This is a genomic window from Sulfitobacter sp. UBA1132, assembly GCF_002311545.1.
In the GTDB taxonomy this organism is placed as follows: Bacteria; Pseudomonadota; Alphaproteobacteria; order Rhodobacterales; family Rhodobacteraceae; genus Sulfitobacter; species Sulfitobacter pontiacus.
The window spans coordinates 77,959-98,827 of record NZ_DCAN01000005.1 but is presented as its reverse complement, the minus strand read 5'-3'; the positions used below and the strand labels follow the sequence as shown (position 1 = coordinate 98,827).

25 protein-coding genes are annotated in these 20,869 nt (G+C 57.0%); 7 read left to right on the top strand and 18 right to left on the bottom strand.

Annotation, left to right across the window (positions count from 1 at the left end; all coding sequences use genetic code 11):
* Positions 1-9: 9 nt before the first annotated feature.
* Positions 10-834, top strand: a complete 825-nt coding sequence (locus B4F27_RS03375) for a DUF1217 domain-containing protein (protein WP_286758859.1) — start codon at positions 10-12, stop codon at positions 832-834.
* On the opposite strand, the gene B4F27_RS03370 is transcribed toward B4F27_RS03375, so the two are convergent.
* The 5 genes from B4F27_RS03370 to fliF form a co-directional block, all read right to left on the bottom strand.
* Positions 835-1,866: a flagellar motor switch protein FliG gene (locus B4F27_RS03370; protein WP_286758858.1), complete on the bottom strand. Its 1,032-nt coding sequence runs from the start codon at positions 1,864-1,866 to the stop codon at positions 835-837.
* 90 nt (positions 1,867-1,956) lie between these two features.
* Positions 1,957-2,781, bottom strand: coding sequence for a flagellar type III secretion system pore protein FliP (fliP, locus tag B4F27_RS03365; protein ID WP_286758857.1), 825 nt, complete (start codon positions 2,779-2,781; stop codon positions 1,957-1,959).
* On the bottom strand, positions 2,781-3,125 hold the full coding sequence (gene fliN / locus B4F27_RS03360; protein WP_064216629.1) for a flagellar motor switch protein FliN: 345 nt from the start codon (positions 3,123-3,125) through the stop codon (positions 2,781-2,783). The genes fliP and fliN overlap by 1 nt, the downstream gene beginning before the upstream one ends.
* A complete protein-coding gene (locus B4F27_RS03355) occupies positions 3,125-3,766 on the bottom strand; it encodes a flagellar motor switch protein FliH (protein ID WP_286758856.1) in 642 nt (213 codons plus the stop codon). The genes fliN and B4F27_RS03355 overlap by 1 nt, the downstream gene beginning before the upstream one ends.
* Positions 3,763-5,457 carry a flagellar basal-body MS-ring/collar protein FliF gene (gene fliF / locus B4F27_RS03350; protein WP_180829511.1) on the bottom strand — a complete coding sequence of 565 codons (1,695 nt, stop codon included), beginning with the start codon at positions 5,455-5,457 and terminating at the stop codon, positions 3,763-3,765. Before fliF ends, B4F27_RS03355 begins: the two co-directional genes overlap by 4 nt.
* Before the next feature lie 135 nt (positions 5,458-5,592).
* Here fliF and B4F27_RS03345 point away from each other — a divergent pair, with 135 nt between their 5' ends.
* From B4F27_RS03345 to B4F27_RS03330, 4 genes are read left to right on the top strand one after another with little or no spacing between them, the layout of a single operon-like run.
* Entirely contained in the window at positions 5,593-6,231 is a 639-nt protein-coding gene (locus tag B4F27_RS03345) for a flagellar basal body-associated FliL family protein (protein WP_278375735.1), read from the top strand.
* 9 nt (positions 6,232-6,240) lie between these two features.
* Positions 6,241-7,197, top strand: a complete 957-nt coding sequence (locus B4F27_RS03340; RefSeq protein ID WP_005849047.1) for a flagellar motor switch protein FliM — start codon at positions 6,241-6,243, stop codon at positions 7,195-7,197.
* On the top strand, positions 7,178-7,552 hold the full coding sequence (locus tag B4F27_RS03335; RefSeq protein WP_005849045.1) for a hypothetical protein: 375 nt from the start codon (positions 7,178-7,180) through the stop codon (positions 7,550-7,552). The genes B4F27_RS03340 and B4F27_RS03335 overlap by 20 nt, the downstream gene beginning before the upstream one ends.
* A gap of 3 nt (positions 7,553-7,555) precedes the next feature.
* A complete protein-coding gene (locus tag B4F27_RS03330; RefSeq protein ID WP_005849044.1) occupies positions 7,556-8,218 on the top strand; it encodes a MotE family protein in 663 nt (220 codons plus the stop codon).
* On the opposite strand, the gene B4F27_RS03325 is transcribed toward B4F27_RS03330, so the two are convergent.
* From B4F27_RS03325 to B4F27_RS03290, 8 genes are read right to left on the bottom strand one after another with little or no spacing between them, the layout of a single operon-like run.
* Complete coding sequence (locus tag B4F27_RS03325) at positions 8,215-9,342, bottom strand: EscU/YscU/HrcU family type III secretion system export apparatus switch protein (RefSeq protein ID WP_005849043.1); 1,128 nt, start codon at positions 9,340-9,342, stop codon at positions 8,215-8,217. The two genes, B4F27_RS03330 and B4F27_RS03325, sit on opposite strands and share 4 nt — an antisense overlap.
* 2 nt (positions 9,343-9,344) lie before the next feature.
* Positions 9,345-10,100, bottom strand: coding sequence for a flagellar biosynthetic protein FliR (locus B4F27_RS03320; RefSeq protein WP_005849041.1), 756 nt, complete (start codon positions 10,098-10,100; stop codon positions 9,345-9,347).
* Positions 10,101-10,106: 6 nt separating this feature from the next.
* A complete protein-coding gene (gene flhA, locus B4F27_RS03315) occupies positions 10,107-12,197 on the bottom strand; it encodes a flagellar biosynthesis protein FlhA (RefSeq protein WP_286758855.1) in 2,091 nt (696 codons plus the stop codon).
* A 2-nt stretch (positions 12,198-12,199) separates the two neighbouring features.
* The gene (locus tag B4F27_RS03310) at positions 12,200-13,006 is read right to left on the bottom strand and encodes a lytic transglycosylase domain-containing protein (protein WP_286758854.1); all 807 of its coding nucleotides are present in this window, start codon (positions 13,004-13,006) and stop codon (positions 12,200-12,202) included.
* Between the two features lies 1 nt (position 13,007).
* Positions 13,008-13,277, bottom strand: a complete 270-nt coding sequence (locus B4F27_RS03305) for a flagellar biosynthetic protein FliQ (RefSeq protein ID WP_005849035.1) — start codon at positions 13,275-13,277, stop codon at positions 13,008-13,010.
* Positions 13,278-13,316: 39 nt separating this feature from the next.
* Positions 13,317-13,634, bottom strand: a complete 318-nt coding sequence (locus tag B4F27_RS03300; protein WP_005849033.1) for a flagellar hook-basal body complex protein FliE — start codon at positions 13,632-13,634, stop codon at positions 13,317-13,319.
* Between the two features lie 9 nt (positions 13,635-13,643).
* Positions 13,644-14,054, bottom strand: a complete 411-nt coding sequence (flgC, locus tag B4F27_RS03295) for a flagellar basal body rod protein FlgC (protein WP_074636865.1) — start codon at positions 14,052-14,054, stop codon at positions 13,644-13,646.
* Between the two features lie 14 nt (positions 14,055-14,068).
* Positions 14,069-14,422: a flagellar basal body protein gene (locus tag B4F27_RS03290; RefSeq protein WP_005849029.1), complete on the bottom strand. Its 354-nt coding sequence runs from the start codon at positions 14,420-14,422 to the stop codon at positions 14,069-14,071.
* 62 nt (positions 14,423-14,484) lie between these two features.
* Between B4F27_RS03290 and B4F27_RS03285 the strand changes: the two genes are divergently transcribed.
* Complete coding sequence (locus B4F27_RS03285) at positions 14,485-15,876, top strand: FliI/YscN family ATPase (protein WP_286758853.1); 1,392 nt, start codon at positions 14,485-14,487, stop codon at positions 15,874-15,876.
* Positions 15,877-15,975: 99 nt separating this feature from the next.
* Here B4F27_RS03285 and B4F27_RS03280 read toward each other — a convergent pair whose 3' ends face one another.
* The 4 genes from B4F27_RS03280 to B4F27_RS03265 form a co-directional block, all read right to left on the bottom strand.
* Positions 15,976-16,821, bottom strand: coding sequence for a flagellin (locus tag B4F27_RS03280; protein WP_074636868.1), 846 nt, complete (start codon positions 16,819-16,821; stop codon positions 15,976-15,978).
* Positions 16,822-16,952: 131 nt separating this feature from the next.
* On the bottom strand, positions 16,953-17,444 hold the full coding sequence (locus B4F27_RS03275) for a flagellar biosynthesis protein FlgI (protein WP_286758852.1): 492 nt from the start codon (positions 17,442-17,444) through the stop codon (positions 16,953-16,955).
* The gene (locus B4F27_RS03270; protein ID WP_286758851.1) at positions 17,441-17,743 is read right to left on the bottom strand and encodes a hypothetical protein; all 303 of its coding nucleotides are present in this window, start codon (positions 17,741-17,743) and stop codon (positions 17,441-17,443) included. Before B4F27_RS03270 ends, B4F27_RS03275 begins: the two co-directional genes overlap by 4 nt.
* Positions 17,743-18,900 (bottom strand): flagellar basal body P-ring protein FlgI, encoded by a 1,158-nt coding sequence (locus B4F27_RS03265; protein ID WP_009824349.1) that lies wholly within the window; start codon positions 18,898-18,900, stop codon positions 17,743-17,745. Before B4F27_RS03265 ends, B4F27_RS03270 begins: the two co-directional genes overlap by 1 nt.
* Positions 18,901-19,074: 174 nt before the next feature.
* Between B4F27_RS03265 and B4F27_RS03260 the strand changes: the two genes are divergently transcribed.
* Positions 19,075-19,779 carry a response regulator transcription factor gene (locus B4F27_RS03260; RefSeq protein WP_286758850.1) on the top strand — a complete coding sequence of 235 codons (705 nt, stop codon included), beginning with the start codon at positions 19,075-19,077 and terminating at the stop codon, positions 19,777-19,779.
* Here B4F27_RS03260 and B4F27_RS03255 read toward each other — a convergent pair whose 3' ends face one another.
* Entirely contained in the window at positions 19,780-20,859 is a 1,080-nt protein-coding gene (locus B4F27_RS03255) for a flagellin (RefSeq protein ID WP_286758849.1), read from the bottom strand.
* Positions 20,860-20,869 lie beyond the last annotated feature (10 nt).

Genomic DNA, 20,869 nt, shown 5'->3' with positions numbered 1-20,869 from the left:
GGTGACCCAATGATCAGCATCTCAGGTTTAGGCAGTTCTACCGCGCTCAAGCTGATAGATGCGACACGCGACAAGCAACTTGATCTTTTGCGCGATACCGCTGCCAACAAGCGTGCCGAAGAAGCTTTTCGCGACAGGATCGGCGATATTTCCACCCCGGAAGAGCTCGTCGCTGATTATGAAGTCTATAGTTTTGTGATGCGCGCCTTTGACCTGGAAGATCAAATTTTCGGCAAAGGTCTGATCCGAAAAATGCTGGAATCTGATCCGGTTGAGCCTTCGTCACTGCTGAACCGGTTAACCGACAGTCGGTTTCGCGAAATGCATTTGGCCCTTGGATTTACAACGGAAGCTGGGCCTCAAACCCCGGATTTGACCGACCCATCGTTCCTTGATGAAGTCACAAACCGCTTTTACAATCGGCAGTACATCAACGAAAATGATGCTCAGAACGAGACCGTCGGGACCGTTTTGGAATTTCGTGACCAATTTAGCGAAATCGACAACTGGTTTGAAGTTCTCGCCAGTGAAAAGCTGACCAACTTCTTTCAGGTCGCGCTATCCTTGCCCGAAGAGATGTCCTCGCTTGATCTCGACAAACAAAAAGAGCTGCTAGAGGACAAATTCGATCTTGAGAAGCTTGCTGATCCCGCAGAACGTGAAAGGCTGACCGCACGTTATATTGCCATTTCGGACGTCGTTAACCCACAGGGATTTCAAGCAAATTCCATCGCCTTGGATCTTTTGCAGTCGTATAATCTGGGCGGCCAGTTCGTGCCGATCACAATCGATGTGACGGCTGTCACATTCTCTGCTTCGCGCCTGTATCGCTGATCAGCTCGGCATATCAGACATCATATCGTCGTCGTTTTCGGGCAAGGATACCTCTCCTTCCGACATCAAACGCAATGCGGCTTCGACCAACTGAGCCTGCGCACCTTTAACATCTTTGGACCGGACAGGGCCCATTGAAGACATTTCATCCTGCAGCATTCCGCGTGATCGCGAGGGCAAGGACGCCAAGAAATGTTCACGCACTTCTTTCTTGGCACCACGCAGCGCCATCGGCAGGGTATTCCCGCTCACTTCGCGCATGATTTTACCCAACATCATTTCGTTGAATTTAACCAAATCATCGAAAACAAACATTTTTTGCTTGATCGACAAGAGCTTATCAGGCTGACGCTCTTCCAGGTTGCGGGTGAGATTAACCAACATATCTTCGTCGAGTTTGTTGAAAATCGACACCAACTGGCTCTCGATCCGGGCTTCAGCGCTGTTCCCGGCCCTGGCCAACACATCTTCACGCAATGTGTTTTCGATATTCTGAATCGTATCGATCGGCAGCTTGTCCATGCCCATGATGCGCTCAATCAGATCGGCGGCGCGTTCGGCCCCCAACAGCGGCAATACCTTCGCTGCGACGTCAGGCCGGATTCGCGTCAGGATGACCGCGATCGTTTGGTTGTGTTCCTTCTGGAGAAAGGCGACCAACTCCTTCTCGTCCAGATCCGACAGGTCTTTCCAAACGTTATCGATCTTTTTGCCGTCAATTTCCTGCAAAATTTCAGCAACACGATCTTCGGGGAGGAATTCTTTCAGCAATCCGCGCGCAGCATCAATCGAGCCGACCACACTGCCGCTGTGATTCACTTTTTCATCAAATTCCGAGATGATTTCTTCGACAATACCGGCGTCGACTTCGCCCATCGTCGAGATAGCGGTGGTGATCTGGCGAATCTCATCAACATCAAGCTGCTGCATGATCGCGCCGCCCCTCTCCTCGCCCAAACACAGGAAAAGGATCGCCGATTTCTGCGCGCCGGACATGTGGCGATGTTTGCGAAGGGGTACAAACTGGTTCATGAGATCGTCGATTCCCGCAGGCTGGATATTATCGCACAAGGATAGCCGAAACTATTCTTGTTTGACATGGCTATTTATGACCGCGGCGGTTTATCCGGAAACGTAGGATTGAATCAGCGATCCAGCCAGCATGTACCACCCATCGATCAGTACGAAAAAGATGACCTTGAAGGGCAGCGAAACCAACACGGGCGGCAGCATCATCATGCCTGCGCTCATCAAAACCGATGCCACGATCAGGTCGATCGCGATGAATGGAAGGTAAATCAGGAAGCCGATGGTAAACGCGCGACGCAGCTCCGAAATCATGAAGGAGGGCACCAGCACCCGCCAGCTTGGCAGCGCAGCAGGCCCGTCCGAGGGCGGCGACGCTTCATCCGCAATATCGGTGAAAAGCTGGAGATCCTTGTCGCGCGTATTCACCAACATGAAGTTGTAAAACGGCTCGGATATATTGCGCACGGCTTGTTCTTCGATGATGGCGTTTTCCATCAAAGGGACCAGCCCGCCCTCCCACGCATCCTCGAACACCGGCTGCATCACAAAGAAGGTCATGAACAGCGCCATAGCGTTCAACACGATGTTCGGTGGCGTTTGGTTCAGACCAAGCGCAAGCCGTAACATCGAGAAAACAATGACGAATCTGGTGAAGCTCGTGACCATCACCAAAAGCCCCGGTGCCACGCTCAGGACCGTAATGATCGCGAACAGCTGGATCAGACGGCCCGACAGGCTGGCCCCCTCGTCCGTGCCCGGCGTTACGTCACCGAAAGCCGAAGAGAGGTCCCGCACCATGCTGCCAAGGTCTGCCTCTTGTGCCCATCCAGTCGATGCGGACGCGATGACACCGGCCAAAACCAAGGCCAGACCACACATCACGCGCGGTGCAAACAGGGGCAGCAAACGGGGGGACATCAGATTTCTGAGACGAAGTCTTTGACGATCTCACGCAGCGCAACTCCAAGGGAATCCCCTTGCACGCGCACCAGATCACCGCGCGCGACCATGCGATCGTTAATCATGATGTCGACGGGTTCACCCACGCGGCGGTCAAGCTCGATCACCGACCCTTTGGTCAGGTTCAGCAGTTCCGAGATCGGCATACGGCTGCGCCCCAGAACGACACGGACGTCCAGTTTGACACCAAAGATCGCATCGAGGCTTTTGCCATCCAGACCCGCCGGCGCTTTGGTTTCTGCATCCTGAGCGTTGCTGTCGGTCAGGTCTGCTTGGGTTTTATCCTGGTCATTATGTAGCATTATTCAGCAATCCTTGTGGTTGCGGTCAGTTCAACGGCGGCGGTTTGCAAGGCGCTGCGCACGGCCGTGGTTGCCTCTTCGAGATCGTATTCCAGCTTCCCGCCCTGCCAGACGACCCGCGCCGCACCACGGGGAAGATCGCTATCCGCGACAATCTTGATCGACGCGGTGTCTGTTGATGCAGGTAGCCAAACCGGCGGCTCGGCTTTCAGCCGCGCGGCGACTTCGGGGCAGGCGGTGATGGACAGAACCGGTGTACTGCGGCTTAGGGCGACGCTTTCACGGATGCGACCAATGGCCAGATCGACGCCGTAGTTTTGCAGCAACTCTGGGACAAGCCGGTCGCCGATGCCGAGGAAGAGTTCCACGATATCAGTCTCTGTTGCGCGGCATTGTCTCGTATCTTGCGCGATCAGCGCGTCAAGCTGCGCACGGATTTCAGCGCTCTCCGCCTCTAGTCGTGCATCCTCTTGCGCGTCAAACTCCGCCTTTGCATCTTGTTGCCCGACGGCGCGCCCGGCATCAAAGCCCTGCTTGCGCGCTTCGGCGAGACGCAGGTTCAGCTCTTCCTCGTCGATTGTAGTGACGGGCGCTGCGGGCGCATTGTCGCTGTCGAAATTTCGGGCGAAAAGATCGATCATGCGCCCGCCTCGGCAGGAAGCCACGACCGGATCACGCGCAGAACCTCTTGGGGTTTCTCATCTGCAAGCTGTTGGATCGTCTCGATCTTTTTCTTGTGCAGATTCCCACGGATGCCCTCCTTGCGCACGTATTCAGCCACTTCCGCAGCTTCGATATCATCATCCGTGACAGTCAGCGGGTCGTCATCCTCGGCAATATCCGCGACGGCTGGCGTGGTGCCAGGCAGCTTGGGGCGCTGGCCTTCCGCTGTCAGTGCGGCGGGTTCGGCGGCCTTTTCTGCGGTCAGGGCGGGATCTTCGTAACTGTTGAGCTGATCGCCTTCGCTGAACTTGCGCAGCATGGGCCGCACGCCAAAGACAAGGATCAGGCCGACAACCAGCAGGGCCAGAACACCGCGCACAATAGACACAACATTCTCGGTCAGCTCATCCCCGATAGATTTGTCGATCGGATCGCCAAGATCCATCGAATAATCCATGAACCGCATACTATCGACAGAGACACTATCCCCGCGTGTAGTGTCGAATCCGACGGCAGTTTTGACCAGTTCGCCAAGCCGCGCGAGCTCTTCCGGCGTGCGTTCAGCGTAGATCACATCTGACCCGTCAACGTTGTAGATCCCGTTCACCAGAACCGCGACCGACATGCGCCGCACGTCGCCGGCTTCGCGCACGATCTCGCGGCGCGTGTTGCCGATCTCATATTGCACGATCTCGTCAGCCTCTGACCGGCGGGTCGAGGTCCCTGCCCCATTGCCATCGGCCAAAGCGGCAGGGATGTTGTTTTCCACACCGACGTTGCCAGCCTCTTTCGTGCCGGTCTGGTCTTCGGACTTCGTCTCGGTCGACCGCACGACCTGCTGGTCGGGGTCGTATGTCTGCTCGACAATGACTTCGCGCTGCGTGGTCAATTCGACGTTCACATGAACGCGCGCGTTCCCCGCGCCGACCCGCGCTGTCAGGATGTTCTGGATCTCTTGCGACAGGCGGTCTTCAATGCCTGCTTTGGCGGATTGGACGCCGCCTTGGCTGCTGCCGTCCGGCCCTTCCGCCAGGATCGTCTCGCCACTGGCCGACAGAACGGTGACGCGCGAAATATCCAGGTCTGCAACGGCAGAGGCGACCAGATTGCTGACCGCCACGGCTTGCTTGCGGGTCACCGCACGGCCGGATTCGGGGCGCAGGATGATAGAGGCACGCGGCGCTGGCGCATCGCGGGAGAAAGGCTCGCGGTCGGGCAACACCAGATGAACCCGCGCAGACGAGATCCCGTCAAGCGTCTGGATGGAGCGGGCGAGCTCCCCCTCCATCGCGCGCATCTTATTGATCTTCTGCAGGAAGGAGTTCATCGCCAGCCCGCTGCTTTCGTCGAACAGCTCCCATCCCGGATCTCCATCGATGGGCATGCCGGTTTCGGCCAAAACCATACGCGCCCGCACCGCGTCCCCGCGGGGAACCGAGATGCTGGTGCCGTCTTCAGAGACCATCGCGTTGAAGCCGGCGTTTGCCAGCGTCGCCTCGATCGAATTGGCGGAGGTGATCGACAGATTCGAATAGAGCGGCGCGTAGTCCGGACGGGTCACGGCACCAATGCCGAGAATCATCAACAGCACCACACCAATGCCTGCCCCACCAAGCATCATGAGCTTGTTTTTACCGAGCGACTTGAGATTGTCGATTAATCCTTGCATGGGGCCCCTCAGCATCGATTTGTTGTGAATATATTGATCAATTCATGCCTCAAGGCAAGTATTAAACAATTTTTAACCTTGTGTTTTTGCCCTTAAAAGGGGAATGTGGCATTAACACCAAGTTAAGGTTTCCACATGGCCGACAAAGCGAAAAAAAAGCCAGCTGCGGCAAAGCAGGCCGCCTCTGCTGACGCAGCGGACCGGCCACGCGGGTCGCGCAAAATGCTGATCGCGGCCGCACTCATGTGCGTGGTATCCTTGGGCGGCGGCTTTTTCCTTGCCCGTGCGGCCTACGTCAAAGACGCCGAAGCCTTCGAGCCCGAGTATAAAAGCGAAGAAGCCGACCAGACGGACACCAAGGATGATCACGCCGACGCGGAAGATCATGGTAAAAACGATCACGCCAAGGACGAGGGTGATGCCGAAGACCACGCCGATGACACCAAGGCCGCAAGTACAGGGCTGATCGATCTGGGCGAGATGTTGACCAACATCCAAGGTTTCGATCAGAACGGCACCCCGACATCGGCGTTTCTTAAGGTGAACCTGATGGTCGCCTACCGGCCCGATGCGGGCGCGGACAAGCTGATGGTCGAACGTCAGCCCTTCATGCGCGATCTTTTCAACGGCTACCTGCGGGGGCTGACCGAAAACGACGTGCGCGGCATGGCGGGCATTCTTTATATCAAGGCCGAACTGCTGAAACGGGCGCGCGCCGCCGTGGGCAGCGATTTGCCGCAGGAAATCCTGATCAAAGACCTGATCGTGCAGTAGGAGGCGGCGATGAGCGAGAGCGACACAACAGCACGGCGACCCGACGAAGCAGGCAGCACCCTGATCGACGAAATCATCCGCATGTCGGATTTCACCTTTGATCGCCTGCCCATGCTCGACATCATTGGCGATCGCATGGTCGAAAACCTGTCGGTTGCCCTGCCCGACCTGATGCGCGCCATGTGCGAAGCCTCACTGGCCTCGCTTGACTATATCCCCATGGGCAAAGTGATCGAAGGGCTGCCCAAGCCCACGTTTCTGGCCGTTGGCACGGGTCACCCCTTTGTCGGTGAAATCCTTGTGGTGATGGATCAAGCGGTGCTTATGACCGCGGTTGAACTGATGCTGGGCGGGAACGCCAAGAACGTCGATCTCGACAACACCGATCCCTTTACCGCGATCGAGCTCGGCTTTGGCGAACGGCTTGCCTCTGCCGTCTTTGCCGAGTTGGAGCGGTCTTTGTCGGTTGTGGGGGCTGCGAACCTCGAACTCGATCGCATCGAAACCGAGGCCGAAGGTGCCGCGATTGCCAAAAACACAAGCCTTTGCGCGCGGTTACGGCTGTCGTTGACCCTTGCCGGAAATACCGGAAACCTTGATCTTGTCATCCCCTATGACGCACTTGAACAGATCTTGCCCGACTTGGGCAAAGTCTATTTCGGCGACCGTATGGTGTCGCAAGACCAATGGCGCGGGTTGATCGGGGCGCAGATCGAACGCGCGAACGTCGATCTGGATGTTGTCCTGTCCGAAAACGTCTTTCCGCTACAAAAAATCATGTCATGGCGGCCCGGTGACACGATTGATTTCGGCATCGAGGAAGGCCGCGATGCTACTGTGACCTGCGCCGACACCCCGATGTTCAACGTGTCGTTGGGCAAACGTAACAACGGCTATGTGGCTGTGCAAATTACCGAAAAGCTGGAAATTCTGGAGGACCACGAAGATGATGGCAACGATAATTGACAGCCTGATCGTCGTATTGCTGATCGGCAGCATCGGCTATGGCTACGTGGTTTCGATGAAATTGCGCAAGCTGACGGCGACGTTGAAACAGCTTGAACCGCTGGTCGAACAATTCTCCTCTGCGGTCGATAAATCCGAACAATCTGTGCACCACATGCGCGAAAGCATCGAAACCGCGCAACGTGCGCCGGCCCCCGTCGAAGCGCCTCCCCCGCCCGAAGAAACAGCCGCCTCTTTCGCCAGCCGCCGCGCGACCAAGCAAGCGCCGGCAGAACGCAATGGCGTGCGCGTGGTACGGGATAAAAAAGAGATGGTGCGCGCGTTTTTCGAAAATTCTTCTGCGGCAAAGGGCTGATAGATGTTTGGACCAGGTATGTTGAACGGGAAAATTATCCTTGGGGGGCTGGCCCTGACGCTCTGCGCCAAAGCCGCGCTATCCTTTCCTGAATTGCCCTTGTTCAAGGATAGTGCGCTGCCACAGCAGCCGATGGTCGTTCTTGCCGCTGAAACCAAAGAGGAAACGGGCCTGCAGCCGGTTCAGGATGCCCCGCCGCTGGTGGGCAACCTGCCCGAACTTTCAAACGGCTGCGAAGCGCCCGAAGACGTTTTGATCTCGCTCACGAAAGAGCGCGAATTGGTGCGGTTGCAGCAGGAAGAGCTGGAAAACCAACGTGCTGAATTTGCGCTGGCCCGCGAACGGCTTAACATCGAAAAAGCATCTCTGACCGAGCTCAAGACCTCTATCGAGGATCTGCTGGGTCGCGTTGATGCCGCGCAGACCGAAGACCTTGATCGTCTGATCCAGCTTTACACGAATATGAAGCCGACCGATGCGGCGCGTATCATGGATGATCTGGACATCGAGACGACGATTATGATTCTTGGTACCATGAAGCCAAGAACAGCCGCGCCTATCCTTGCAAAGATCCCGCCTGTACGGGCGCGCGCCGTCTCCAAAATCATTCTGGAACGTTCGCAGCTTCCGGCGGATCAAGATCTTACAGGTATCAAGCTTCGTTAATATGGATCGGTCCGCAGGGTAGACCCCTGCGGTGCCGCCCGCTTTTTATTGTTGCGTAGGTCAAAGACGAAGCTGATGATTTCGGCGACAATTTCCCAATGGGCGACGGGAATGACCTGATCGACGTCGATCTCGTCATACAGCATTCGCGTTAACGGTTTATTCTCGATCATCGGAATATCGTGCTCCGCAGCCACTTCGCGGATGCGCCGCGCCAGATGATCCGCACCTTTGGCGATACAGACCGGGGCCATATCCTGCGCCGGGTCGTATTTCAGCGCGATTGAATAATGGGTCGGGTTGGTCAGAATGACATCCGCCAAAGGCACAGCAGTGATTGTACGCTGTTGTGACAGCTCGCGCCGGCGACGCGCCCGTTTCTGCCGGATTTCGGGGGAGCCTTCGGATTCCTTATGTTCGTCCTTGATGTCTTTCTGGCTCATCCTTTGCTTGCGCCGCCAATCAAAACGACGCCACAGAATATCGGCAATCGCGATTGGTACAAGCAGAATTGCAGCCGCAATCAACAGCTTAACAGCAGCGGCGGTCAGATAGCCGGGCAGATGCTCGGGGATAAAGCCCGACGAGGTCCAGATGCGCCGCACCGCTTCATTCGTGAACCACACGGCAAGCCCACCGATTGCCAAGACTTTGACGATACTTTTCGCGAATTCGACCAGTGCATTGGCCGAAAAAAGACGCTTCAACCCCTCCAGCGGTGACAATTTGGAAAGCTTTGGTTTGATACGCTCTGCCGCGACGACGGTTTCACCCTGAATCACAGCGCCAATCGCGCCGCCCAAAAACAAAACGCCAAAGATAGGAAGGACTGCCCACACGATCATATAAAAAAATTCGCTCATGATCTGCCCCAGCCGGATCACCCCCGGCTCTCCCGTGGCGACCATTAGATTTGGGGAATGGTCCAGCAGAACCGACAGCGCGACGACGATTTGCGGGGCCTGATAGGGCAAGACCAAGGCGGCGATCCCCAACATTGCCACGACAACGACCATGTTTCCCGTCTCCTTTGAAGACGGGACATCCCCTTTCTTGCGCGCGTCCTTAAGCTTCTTTTCAGTCGGCTCTAGGGTCTTTTCCGTGCTGTCGCTATTCTCGGCCATGATTAGATCCTAAAGCCCATGATCCACTCCTGGAATCGCACTAGGAAGTAATCAAGCATGGCCGGCAGGGCGATAGCAAGGATCAGCAGCCCTGCCCCGATCAACAGCGATGCCGCCACGAAAAACACGGGCAGTTGTGGCATCATCCGGTTTGCCAGCCCCATGCCAAGGTTCAAGATCACACCCATCACAAAGAAGGGGGCCGCAATTGCCGTCCCGATGTAAAGGCTCGCACTCGCGACACGGAGTATTTGATCAGCAAGATCGGCAAGCACGAACTGTCCGGGCGGGAACACCTGATAACTGGCAAGCAATGCGCGGATGATCAGATGATGGGTGTCTGTGACAAAGATCATGGTCACCGCGCTCATCAACAGCAAGGTCGCCACCATCGTCGCGCCTTCAAACGACCCGAACGACGGGCCAAAAGCGTTTGCCAAACCAGACACCTGCCCGACCTGGAACCCCGCAAACTGCAATGCTGACAATAGGATACGCGCGCAAAGACCAATCCACAGCCCGATCAGCACCTCGGCGCCCAATAGGAACACCGCGGTCACCGCGCTATCAGGCAGCGCGCTTGCAATGGGCGTCAGCGGAAGCAGGGAAAGACTGATCAGCACCGCCAAGGACAGCCGCGGGCGCACCGGAATCTGGACCTCCCCAAACCCGGGCATAAACATCAGCGCCGTGCCAATGCGGGCAAACACCACGAAAAAAGAGAAAAATAGCGTCGAGATGAAGGGTTCGATTGCCACGATCGGTTAACCGACGGTGCCAACAGTACGTAGCGACGCTTTGCGGTGGACTTCGTTGTGCGAAATCACTTGGGTCATGGGGCTCACCCGTTCGAGGATAGACCGGACGTAGGGCCGCGCTTGCGGGCTGACCAAAATGGCCGGCCATTCATCTGCGCTCGAAAACTTCTGGATTTCCTTGCGTACTGCAAGAACAAATTCCTGCACCCGCGACGGCGACATCAGGAAAGTTTCTTCCCCGTTCGCTTTAGAGATCGAACTCGCAAGCTCGCGCTCCCAATCTCCACCCAGATTTATGACCGGCACATATCCTTGAGAATCCTTCAAGGATTGGCAAATTTGTTTAGCCAGTTTGCTACGGGCGTGCTCGATCACTGTGCGGATATTCTTGGACGTGGCGCTTGCCTCCGCGACCGCTTCGATGATCATCGACAGATTTCGGATCGACACCCGCTCTGCTAGCAACGCCTGCAAGACATGCTGCAACATAACAGCCGAGCTGCTGTCCGAGCCGCTTGAAAGCAGTTTCTGATATTCCTTGCCCTGCCCCTCGATCAATTCCTGCGTCGCTGCATAGGTTAGGATCTCGGGCATATGCTCCTTGATCACCTCGGTCAGATGCGTGGTGATCACGCTTTCCGGATCAACGACAGTCATCCCCAAAAGCTCGGCTTCGGATGCGCGCGTTTCGTCAACCCAGATCGCTTCCAACCCGAAGGTCGGTTCGCGCGTGCGTTTGCCGGGAAGGTTAATTTCTTGCCCCGACGGGTTGATCACCATCATCATCATCGGGTCCACTTCCCCACGCGCGGCCTCCACCCCTTGCAGGGAAATGGCGTAGGTATAGGCGGGAAGCTCCGCATCGTCCTTGATCCGAACCAACGGCAAGACAAACCCGAAGTCCTTTATAAACAACGACCTCAGGCTTTTAACCTTACCCGGCAGCGCCGCATTGACCGAGGTAATCATCGGCACGAGACCAGAGCCGAGATCCAGCCGGACATCATCAACGCGCAGCATATCCGACAGCTTGTCTTCAGCACTCTCAACAGGTGCCGCGTCGCGCGCGGCGGCGAGTTTCTCGGCCTTTTCCCGCTCTACAAAGGACTTCTGCATGATATAGCCAAAGCCCGCCATCCCGGTAGAGAGCGCGAGAAAGATCATCAACGGAAAGCCGGGCAGCCAACCGATACAGAATGTCAGCCCCGCCGCGACATACAAAGCCTTGGGGAAATTGCTGAGCTGACCCAAGACGGCTTCGTTCGCCGCACCCAGTGTTCCGCCTTTGGTCACCAACAAACCAGCGGCAAGAGACACGACCAACGCCGGGATTTGCGTGACCAAACCGTCACCGATCGTTAGCACTGTATAGCGGCTCATCGCGTCGCCCACGCTCAGTCCGTGGCTGATCATACCGATCATAATGCCGCCAAAAACGTTGATCAGCGTGATGATCAACCCTGCAACAGCATCCCCGCGAACGAACTTGGACGCACCGTCCATCGCCCCGAAGAACGAGCTTTCTTCCTCGACCGTTTTACGCCGTAGTTTCGCCTCCTCCTCCGTAATAGCACCGGCGCCGAGGTCAGCATCGATCGCCATTTGTTTACCCGGCATCGCATCCAGCGAGAATCGCGCCGCAACCTCCGCGATTCGAGTAGAGCCCTTAGTGATGACGATAAAGTTAATGATCACCAGAATTGTGAAAACAATAATGCCGATGATGAAGTCGCCGCCCAGAATGAACTGCGAAAATCCTTCGATGACATTCCCCGCAGCGCCCGGCCCATTATGACCTTCACTCAAAATTAATCTGGTGGAGGATACGTTGAGTGCCAGACGCAGCATCGTGACGACCAGCAAAAGCGTCGGAAAGGAGTTAAATTCCAAGGGGGTACCGATCCACAGGGCCACCATGAGAATCAGAACGGACAATGCGAGGGAAATCGCCAAACCCAGATCCAGAAAGAAGGGAGGCAACGGAATAAACAACATCGCCAGGATGAGAACCATCCCCACGGCGAACCCGATGTCGCGATTGGCACCGCTAAGCTTGGCAAAGCTGAAGGGCTGCGGATTTGTGTCTGGTGTCGCCACGCTCAGTTGACCTCTGCGTAATGGGGCAGGATGGGGGCCAACGCCTGCGTAGAATAGATTGACAGCGCGCCGCCCGCTTTGCCGGAGTTTGCACCGCTCAGATCGGCGCTCCAGTTGAAATCGGGCATCTCGCGGGTGACTGCAACCTGCTGCGGGGTGCTATTGACCGGGCTAACATCGCTTGCAAAGCGGGTCAGGAATGCCTGGGCGATGCGCTGGTTCTGCTGCAACTTCTGCAGATAAACAGCTTTGTAGCTGGGGTTAGACGAATGGTACCGGCCAGCGGCCTGCCACCAATCGCCTGTCTCGTGATACAGCGCGGTCAGAAAACGTGCGGCATAATCGACGTTATGCGCTGGTGTCGTCGCCTCTTCTAGCGAGGAGAACTGGTCCCCATGCCACCGTTGGTTAATCTGCATGCATCCCACATCCGTGGACCGGATGCCGCGGCCCTCTGTCTCGCGCACATGCGCTTCTAATGCGAGCTTGCTGCCAAAGAACGTGCCGGTACCGTTTGTGTTTGCGGTCCACGGCCATACCACCAGCTTGTTGTTCACCTGACGTCCAGCTTCCTGAATCCCGATCGCCAACAACAGGTTACCGGGAATGTTATACCGCTGTTCAGCCGAAAGGATCTCGTCCACGCAGACGCGCATCGGGTTTGACGTGGCGTTTTGCCGACCCAACTTCACGGCAGGAGCGGATGACGTGTAAAACCCCGTCCAATCGCCTTTGTCCGCCCAACCGCCTTTGTCCGCCAAGGCAGAGACGGGCAGCAAGAGAACCATGAACAAGACGGTGAGCCGCACCCTAGAGCCCCCCGTTAGAGACAAGATCAAACACCCGGTCCGAGAGCCCGACAAGTGTCGAAAAAATAAAAGGAATGCTGATGGCGAGCGTCACAAAAATCGCCGCGATCTTGGGCACGAACGTTAGCGTCATTTCCTGAATCTGTGTCAAAGCCTGGAAAAACGCGATGGCAAGCCCGACGCCAAGCGCCACAACAAGCACAGGTGCCGACCCGATCAATGTCACGGTTAACGTCTGCCGGATGATTTCGTAGATAGTGACAGAATCCACAGGGGACCTCCGAAAAACATGGCGCGTGTTAACCTGACGTTAAACCGGCATACGCATAACTTCTTGGTACGCTTCCACCAGTTTGTCACGCAGCGCGACCGAAACCTGAACTGTCTGCTCCATCGCCATGGTGGCCTGAACAACCTCTTGCAGGCTGGCTTGCCCTGTCAGCCCCTTGATCGCCATCTGGTCGCCTTCGCGCACCGAATCCACCGCCTGCGACGCGGCATCGCCGACCATCTGGGCAAAATCTTTTGGGGCGGGGCCAGCGGGTTTTGCACCCCGCGTTTCACCCTGCACCGTCTTTGCATAGGCGGCTTCAACATAGGACGATCGGATGGCGGAAAAATCTGTCATTCTGGCACCTTACTTCAACAGCTCGACCAACTGACGGCGCATGTCACGCGCCTTGTCCAGCATCGAAAGGTTTGCTTCATAGCTGCGCGCGGCTTCACGCATATTGCTCATTTCGATCAGCGGGTTCACGTTCGGCATCTTGATATAGCCGTTCTGATCCGCCGCGGGGTGCGATGGTTCATACCGCAGTGTGAAATCGGCATCATCCCGCAGCACGCCTGCAGATTGCACAATCGCTGCCCCCGTTGACGGATCCGTGGCGCTTTCAAAAGAAATCGTCTTGCGCTGGTACGGGTCGCCCCCCGCCGTTTGCGCGGTCGAACTGGCATTTGCAAGGTTTTCAGAGACGATGCGCAACCGGTCACCCTGCGCCCGCATCCCGCTGGCTGCTGTTGCCGAAATTCTGGAAAGGGAATCCATCGCGCGTCTCTCCGTTATTTCCGGCCAGCGACAGCGTAAACCATCTCGTGCGCTTTGCGGTACAGGCTCGCGGCCATTTGGAACTGACCCGAAGCGCTGTTCGCCTCGACCAACTGCTCTTCCAGATTCACGTTATTCCCGGTTGCCGTAGCGCCACCCAGAACACGCGCCTCAACCACCTCTGCCTCCTGCAAACGTTGCGACCGACCTGCGTCTTCCAAATAGCTGGCAAAGCTTTGCACATCCTGCGCACGGTATCCCGCGACGTCAGAATTCGCGATATTCTCGGACACGACATTCTGCCGCGTGGCAAGCCACTGCAAACGCTTGGGTGCAAGGCTGAACAAGGATGTGGGATCTGTATTCATACTAGACTCATTATTTATCCTTGTTATATAGCAAGGATAGAATATTTCCGAAAGAGTATATTTTGACTTCTGCCTTCGCAAACCTGCAAAAGTCCATCTATTCATGCGCCAGCGCAAAGATCTCGGGCACCGTCAGGTCCATCACCGGCATGACCCTCACCGTCAGCGGGCTAGAGGCGATGGCAGCGATCGGCAGCCAATGCCGGGTGCACACCCCCGCAGGACACATAGATGGCGAAGTCGTCAGCGCACAGGGCAGTGATCTTTGCGTTCTGCCGTTCGGCACATGGGAGGGCGTGTCCGTCGGGAATACCGTCGAATTGATCGAGCATGACGATATGGTGTCCCCCGACGACAGCTGGATCGGCACGGTGGTTGATGCGCTTGGCCGCCCGCTCACGCGATACACCCGCGCGCGCCGCCCGCGCCGCAAAACCCGCTTTCGCGCCAACCCACCCGGTGCATTCGACCGCAAGAAGGTGGGCGAGAAGCTGGAAACACAGATCAAATGCATTGATATCTTCACCCCGATTTGCCGCGGCCAGAGGATGGGTGTTTTCGCGGGTTCCGGTGTCGGTAAATCGACCATGATGGCCATGCTGGCCCGCAATACGGATGCCGATGTGATTGTCATCGGGCTGATTGGCGAACGCGGCCGCGAGGTGCAACAGTTCATCCAAGAGGATCTGGGCGAAGAAGGCATGGCGCGCGCCGTTGTCGTCGTCTCTACCGGGGACGAGGCACCGCTGCTGCGCAAACAGGCCGCATTAACCACGACCGCGATTGCCGAATACTTCAAATCGACGGGAAAGCAGGTGCTGCTGCTGCTGGATAGCGTCACCCGTTTTGCGATGGCGCAGCGTGAAATCGGCCTCGCCCGTGGCGAGCCGCCAACCCTACGGGGCTATCCGCCGTCGGTGTTCAGCGAACTGCCCCATTTGTTGGAACGTGCGGGCCCCGGTATGGCGGCAGAAGGTGATATTACCGGTCTTTATACGGTGCTGGTGGACGGGGACGATATGAACGAACCCATCGCGGATGCGGTGCGCGGGATCGTGGACGGGCATCTGGTGCTCGACCGGCGCATCGCCGAACAGGGGCGTTTCCCCGCGATCGATCTGCAAAAATCGCTGTCACGGATGCTGCCGGGCTGCCACTCTCCCGAAGAATACGAGATCACCAAAGTCGCGCGCAAGGCCTTGGGCCGCTACGCCGATATGGAAGATCTGATCCGATTGGGGGCGTATAAAGCCGGGTCCGACCCGGAAACGGACCAAGCCATCACATTTTTCCGCGCGGCCAGCCCATTTCTGTCACAAAGCCGCGGCGACAAGACCTCAGCCGCCGAAGGCTTTGCCGACACCTACCGGATGATCCTTGAATCCGGCATCGATGACCCGCTGCGTAGTTTTTTCGAGGAACGCGCCCGCGCCGAAGCGACGCCAGCGCAATAAAAAACCGGCGGGACGTCTGTCCAAGCCGGTGTTTTGTGTCGTCAGGGCCCCTCCCCACCAGTGGCGGAGAGGGGTTTTTCATATAACGCCTGAACCGAATTAACGGAACAAGCTCAGGATGTTCTGAGGCGCCTGGTTTGCAATCGACAAGGACTGCGTCGCCAGCTGCTGCTGAACCTGATAGGCCTGCAAACGCGCCGCTTCTTCTTCCATATCCGCATCAACCATCGAGCTCACGCCGGAATCCAGCGTGTCTGTCAGGCTGTCGATGAACTCCATCTGACCTTCCAAAGCGTTTTCGGTGATGCCGAGAGACGTAGCTGCAGTAATGGAGTTCGCAAGCTCACCTTCGGCTGTAGCAAGATCAGCTGCAAGATCAGTTGAGGTTTCGACGTTGATAGCTTCCATCGCTGTCTTGATCGCACCAAGATCAACACCATCGAAAGTATAGGTTGTAGTGCCAAAGCCGCTTGAGTCTCGCTTTACACCGTTCACCAAAGTAACTGCATTAGGTGTAGCCGAGGTGGCCATTCTGGTACCATCGACCAGATTGTCCCCATTGAAGGTTGCTTGCTCAATCGCGGTGCCCATGTTTTCAACAAGCGCATCGATTTCGAGCTGAACATCCGCGCGGTTAACACCATCGGTTTGAGCGAAAGCAACACGCTCGACGATCTGCTGTGCGATGTCGGAAACTGTTTCGGCACCCAGACGGGCTGTCGCGACGGAGTTCTTGGTCGCGGTCATGCCTTCGTTGATGGCTTTGAACATGCCGCTGTCGCCTTTCATCGTCTCGGAGACGGCGAAATAGGCAGCGTTGTCTTTGCCAGACGCCACTTTCAGGCCTGTGGAAACACGGCTTTGGGTATCGTTGAGCCCGCGGTTCACGTCTTTCAACGTGGCCAGAGCGTTCATTGCGGAGCTATTGGTGAGAATGGACGACATTTAATGTTCTCCTTGCTTCTCGTATTGATCCAGTCTTCTGACTGAGGTCAGCCGTAAAGGCTAACCTGAACTACATAGCAGTTCAGGTTAAAGCAGGGTTAACAAATTGGGTAAAATCGGCGGAACGCGCTTTAGAATTTCTGATCGACGTGCATGTTCTTATCCGCAACGCCGCTCACACGCTGGCCCATCTTGCCATAATTTCCGTCTAGCGCATTGCGATTGCTGATCTTTTTGACTTCGCGCAGAATGGTGCGGGCGGCGACGGCCATGCGCGACAAAATTGCGCTATCCTCTTCAATCGCACCCTTTAACTGCTTGAGGTGTGCCTTCACCTCCAGCTCAACCATAATCGGGTGATCCATAAAGGGTTCGACCAGCGGGGTTTGCAGCTCCAGCCACTTCAAAGCACGGGATTTTTCTTCGAAGATCGCGCTAACGACATCCAGATTGCCGGCTTTGATCGCCTCGACCTCGCGGTTCAGCACGTCGATTGTGTCGTGGATTTTCGCGACATAGGCGTGAATGTTTTCCTCGTCCTGCGGGGTCAGCACCAGCTGGTCAGGGGCCTCGCCCTCGGGCGCGGCGCCGCGTTGACCGAAACGGAAGGTGCGCGGGGTCATTCGCCCTGCTCCGCAACTTTGGCTTTGCCCTGCCCGTAGGCGTCCAGCATTTGCGACACGCTACCGGAAAAACCCAAGCCGCCCTGCTCTACCAACTGGCCGGCGACGGCTTCGGACATGAAGGACCGCCACATATCCGCCTGCTGTTCCCCGCCGAAAGCAGAGGCGCCGGCGGTTTTCATCATCTCGTCGACGAACTGGGTTAAGAACACCTTTTCGAATTCTTTACCTGTCTGCACCGCGCGGTCGGGTTTGGCGATATCGAAACTAGGCAGTGACGGGGGGATCGAACCAGTCATCAGATAATCTCCAGATCGGCGTGAAGCGCCCCTGCGGCCTTGATGGCCTGCAAAATCGCAATCGTTTGACGTGCGCCGACGCCGATGGCGTTCAGCCCGTCGACAAGCTCTTGCAGGCTCACGTCACCGTTGAGAATGGTAAAGCTGCCGTCAGTTTCTTCGATATCAATCTCGGTTTCCGGCACGATCACGGTCGTCCCCCCGATAGAGATAGGTTCCTCGCTGATCACGGCCGTATTCCCGCCAAGGCTGATCGGACCGGGCTGGCTGACGCCGAAATTCTCGCGCACGCGCACGGTCAGGCCACCCTGGCTGATCGCGACCTGAGCGATCCGCACGTCCGAGCCCATGACGATGGTGCCCGATTTCTCGTCAATCACGACCCGCGCCACGGCGTCCGGCGTGACCAGCAGGTTTTCCACCGCCATGATCGTCTCGGGCGCGTTGCGTTTGTCACCGACCCAGACCTCGATCGTGCCGGAATCCAGCACCTCGACCTGACTGGAGCCAAGGTGTTTCGCAATGGCTTCGCGCACGCGATCCGCCGTGGTAAAATCGGGGTTATTCAGCGCAATCCGGATACTGTCGAGCTGAAAGAGGCTGAATTCGATCTCGCGTTCGACGATGGCCCCGTTTTCGATCCGCGCGATGGTCGGCACGCCATCCACAACGCTCGCGGCATTGCCATCCACCCGGTAGCCCGAGGCCGCAACCGCGCCCTGCCCCACGGCATAAACCTCACCATCCGCGCCCGTCAGCGGGGTGATCAACAAGGTGCCGCCCCGCAAACTCGTCGCATCTCCAAGCGAAGAGACCGTGATATCGATGGGAGAGCCGCGCCGCGCAAAAGGGGGCAGCTTGGCCGTCACCATCACGGCGGCGGTGTTCTTGGTTTTCAGCGCCTCGCCATCAAGGTTCGCAACGCCAAGCCGTTCAAGCATCCCACGAATGGATTCACGGGTGAACGGGCTGGAGTTCAGCTTATCCCCCGTCCCCAGAAGCCCGACAACGAGGCCATATCCGATCAGATGGTTTTCCCGCACACCTTCAAAATGCGCAATATCCTTGATCCGGACCTCGGCCCAGGACGGCATCGCGGGCACAACCAACAGTGCTGCGGCGGCAAGGGCCTGCAGACAGCGCAGCAGGCGGGTCATGGGGCGTCGCTGGCCGTGCGCCATTGCGAAATCTCCGGTACAAGAACAGTTCAACTATCCTTGGCATAATCACGTAATAACCGGATTTATACAAGTTAAATCATCTATTAATTGTTGCTACCGCAGAATATACTTGCTACCGATAGGAATAGTCAGGGTTTAGGGCACACAAACATGCGCATGTATATTTTCGAACAGCGGAAAGAACGATGCGCCGGCCTTACGGCAGAGCTGCGCAGCGCAGGTATCGAGCTTCAGTTCGTCACCGCCGAGTTTTTCACGACGGGCCTTGGCCCATTGCTGCAACCGGGCCATCAGACCAATGCGGTTCTGATCGGTGAATGCGACGATACGCGCGACTATATCCGCGCGATGCGTACCGCGGGCTGCGTTAACCCTGTCATCGTGCTCAAGGATTTCCGCAACGCCAAGGATACGTCGGACCTGCTGAACCTTGGCGCGGATGATGTGATCGTCAGCCCGATCCGTGGGGCCGAAGTGCTGTCGCGGACCAATTCGATCATCCGGCGTCACTATGGCCATGCCTCTGAAAGCGTGATCGTCGGAGAGCTGACCGCCTATTTCGACGGGCGCGATCCGATTGTATCGGGCAGCCGCATCAAACTGTCGAAACGCGAATATTCGGTGTTCCAGCATCTTGCGCTGAACTCGAACAAAGTCATCTCTAAAGACGCGATTTATGACGCAATCTACGGCAGCAGCATCGATCAGCCCTTCGATAAGGTCATCGACGTCTACATCTGCAAACTGCGCAAAAAGCTCGCTTCCGCGTCGAAGTCAGGCTGGCAGTATATCGAAACCGTGCATGGCCGCGGCTACAAGTTAAGCTCGCCCGAAGTGACGTCGAAAGCCGGTTGATCAGCGCAGGTAATTCAGGATCGACAGGCTCGAAAGCCGCGAGGAAACCTGGTAGCTCGCCTGCAACTGCGTCTCGAGGCTATTCATGCGCGTGATCGCCTCGTAGGGATCAACACTTTCGTAGTTCGAGATTTGCGTACGCTGCACAAGCGACAGATCGTTCAGCTGCGTTTGGGTCTTTTCAACGATCTGCTGGTTGAACCCGATCCGCGCCGAGATATCCAACATACCCTCTTGCGACGCCGACAGGCTATCGACCACCTCTGACATCCAGGTGCTATAGGCCGCTTCGTCCATCTGGCTCACGTCGGTCACGGCCAGCATCGCCAACCCTTTGTAGGCATCGCGGAAAGACTGGTCATTGGCGCGCACGCCGTAGACGACCTCTTGGCCGGTATTCACCCAGGCGCTGATCTGCTTTGTCTCGGCCCCACTGGCATCACGTTCGGGCGAGCCTTGATAGAAGGTGCCCTGAAAATTCCGGCTGGCGTCGGCGTCTTGCGAGTTGAACACGGTCTCTAGCTGATCCGCGATGGCTTGGGCGCTGGCAGGGTCGGTCGGACCGGTGCCAAAAATCTCTTCGACCACCGACTGCGGCGAACGGCCTGTGTCGGCGCTGGTTTCGGGCCAGCGGGTCAGCGAGGTCTTGTTAGACTCCAGCCCCGAAAACAGGTTCTCGCCATTATACGACGTGTTCATCGTCGACACGAGGCTTTCCAGCGCGGCGCGGGCCTGCATCTGCAACACCTCGGCCCCGTTGCCATTGCGTGTGGCATTGACCAGCGCACTTTCCAGCACTGATTGCACCTGCGTGCGTGCCGCATCGACGGAGGCAAGCATCGCGTCAAGCTTGCTCGCCAGCACGTCGTTCGACGTCATGAAGGTCTGGGTATTCGCCTCGCGCCCGTGCAGCTTCATCACCGAGGCCGCGCGCGGGCCCAGATCGGCGTAGATATCGGCTTTTTTTCCGGTAGAGACTTCTTCGCTCACCCGTTGCAATTCCAGCGTCGTGCGCTGCACGTTCTGACGGTTGAACAGGTTAAACTGGAACGACGAAAAACTGCTGATACCTAGAACCATTGTCCCTGCC

Excerpts from the sequence above, each read along its gene's own strand:
- B4F27_RS03375 (WP_286758859.1), top strand. The coding sequence starts at position 10 with ATGATCAGCATCTCAGGTTTAGGCAGTTCTACCGCGCTCAAGCTGATA.
- B4F27_RS03370 (WP_286758858.1), bottom strand. The coding sequence starts at position 1,866 with ATGAACCAGTTTGTACCCCTTCGCAAACATCGCCACATGTCCGGCGCG.
- fliP (WP_286758857.1), bottom strand. The coding sequence starts at position 2,781 with ATGTCCCCCCGTTTGCTGCCCCTGTTTGCACCGCGCGTGATGTGTGGT.
- fliN (WP_064216629.1), bottom strand. The coding sequence starts at position 3,125 with ATGCTACATAATGACCAGGATAAAACCCAAGCAGACCTGACCGACAGC.
- B4F27_RS03355 (WP_286758856.1), bottom strand. The coding sequence starts at position 3,766 with ATGATCGATCTTTTCGCCCGAAATTTCGACAGCGACAATGCGCCCGCA.
- fliF (WP_180829511.1), bottom strand. The coding sequence starts at position 5,457 with ATGCAAGGATTAATCGACAATCTCAAGTCGCTCGGTAAAAACAAGCTC.
- B4F27_RS03345 (WP_278375735.1), top strand. The coding sequence starts at position 5,593 with ATGGCCGACAAAGCGAAAAAAAAGCCAGCTGCGGCAAAGCAGGCCGCC.
- B4F27_RS03340 (WP_005849047.1), top strand. The coding sequence starts at position 6,241 with ATGAGCGAGAGCGACACAACAGCACGGCGACCCGACGAAGCAGGCAGC.
- B4F27_RS03335 (WP_005849045.1), top strand. The coding sequence starts at position 7,178 with ATGATGGCAACGATAATTGACAGCCTGATCGTCGTATTGCTGATCGGC.
- B4F27_RS03330 (WP_005849044.1), top strand. The coding sequence starts at position 7,556 with ATGTTTGGACCAGGTATGTTGAACGGGAAAATTATCCTTGGGGGGCTG.
- B4F27_RS03325 (WP_005849043.1), bottom strand. The coding sequence starts at position 9,342 with ATGGCCGAGAATAGCGACAGCACGGAAAAGACCCTAGAGCCGACTGAA.
- B4F27_RS03300 (WP_005849033.1), bottom strand. The coding sequence starts at position 13,634 with ATGACAGATTTTTCCGCCATCCGATCGTCCTATGTTGAAGCCGCCTAT.
- flgC (WP_074636865.1), bottom strand. The coding sequence starts at position 14,054 with ATGGATTCCCTTTCCAGAATTTCGGCAACAGCAGCCAGCGGGATGCGG.
- B4F27_RS03290 (WP_005849029.1), bottom strand. The coding sequence starts at position 14,422 with ATGAATACAGATCCCACATCCTTGTTCAGCCTTGCACCCAAGCGTTTG.
- B4F27_RS03280 (WP_074636868.1), bottom strand. The coding sequence starts at position 16,821 with ATGTCGTCCATTCTCACCAATAGCTCCGCAATGAACGCTCTGGCCACG.
- B4F27_RS03275 (WP_286758852.1), bottom strand. The coding sequence starts at position 17,444 with ATGACCCCGCGCACCTTCCGTTTCGGTCAACGCGGCGCCGCGCCCGAG.
- B4F27_RS03270 (WP_286758851.1), bottom strand. The coding sequence starts at position 17,743 with ATGACTGGTTCGATCCCCCCGTCACTGCCTAGTTTCGATATCGCCAAA.
- B4F27_RS03265 (WP_009824349.1), bottom strand. The coding sequence starts at position 18,900 with ATGACCCGCCTGCTGCGCTGTCTGCAGGCCCTTGCCGCCGCAGCACTG.
- B4F27_RS03260 (WP_286758850.1), top strand. The coding sequence starts at position 19,075 with ATGCGCATGTATATTTTCGAACAGCGGAAAGAACGATGCGCCGGCCTT.
- B4F27_RS03255 (WP_286758849.1), bottom strand. The coding sequence starts at position 20,859 with ATGGTTCTAGGTATCAGCAGTTTTTCGTCGTTCCAGTTTAACCTGTTC.